General features: G+C 69.9%; 1 pseudogene. It reads left to right on the top strand.

Annotated features, from left to right (window positions below):
* Positions 1 to 110 precede the first annotated feature (110 nt).
* Positions 111 to 711, top strand: a pseudogene (locus tag ACEN88_RS33445) (hemolysin D); the annotation flags it as partial.

Raw genomic sequence — 711 nt, 5'->3', positions numbered from 1 at the left:
GGCGCACCAGCGCGCGTTCGCGACGATCTCGGCGTACGTCCCGGCCTTCCGCGACACGTATGCGCAGGCGGCCAGCGACCTGCGCAAGCTGGCCCTGACAGGAGGCGGCGATGGCAACGAGTGACAAACCCCTGCGCCCGCTGATCGGCGCGCTGGAAGACCACGGCGACGAGGGCATCGGCATCCTGACGGCCACGCCGGCGCGCTTCACGCACCTGGCCATCTACGTGATGGTGGCGCTGGTGCTGGTCGGCCTGGCGTGGTCGTTCTTCGGCCGCGCGGATGTGCTCGTGATGGCGCCGGGCACGCTGGTACCGGCATCCGAGGTGCGCCGCCTGTATGCGCCCATCGACGGCGAACTGGCCAACATCTACATCGCCGAGGGACAGCCCGTGCTCAAGGGAGACGTGGTGGCGCGGCTGTACGCACGCGGCGCCATCGAGGCGGCCCGCAATGCGCTGGAGGCGCGCCTGAAACTGGAAGACGCGGAACGCGAATGGAAGGAATTCCCACAAAAGAAAGCTTTATTGGACGAGCGGGTGGCCGCGCTCAAGGAAGCGATGGACACGGAGGAACGCCAGCACGAGCGCCGCCAGGCCGAGGGCACGAGCCGCCTCGCCGCCGGCCAGCGCGCGCAGGCGCAGGAAGCGCGCACGAATCTGGAGGACGCGCCCCCTGCACGGGATGCGGCGCGCGGCGAAGCGGCCAAGT

This window comes from Massilia sp. CT11-108 (assembly GCF_047302915.1).
In the GTDB taxonomy this organism is placed as follows: Bacteria; Pseudomonadota; Gammaproteobacteria; order Burkholderiales; family Burkholderiaceae_D; genus Telluria; species Telluria orientalis.
Note: the sequence above shows the minus strand (reverse complement) of the source record. Positions and strands in the feature narration are given on the sequence as shown.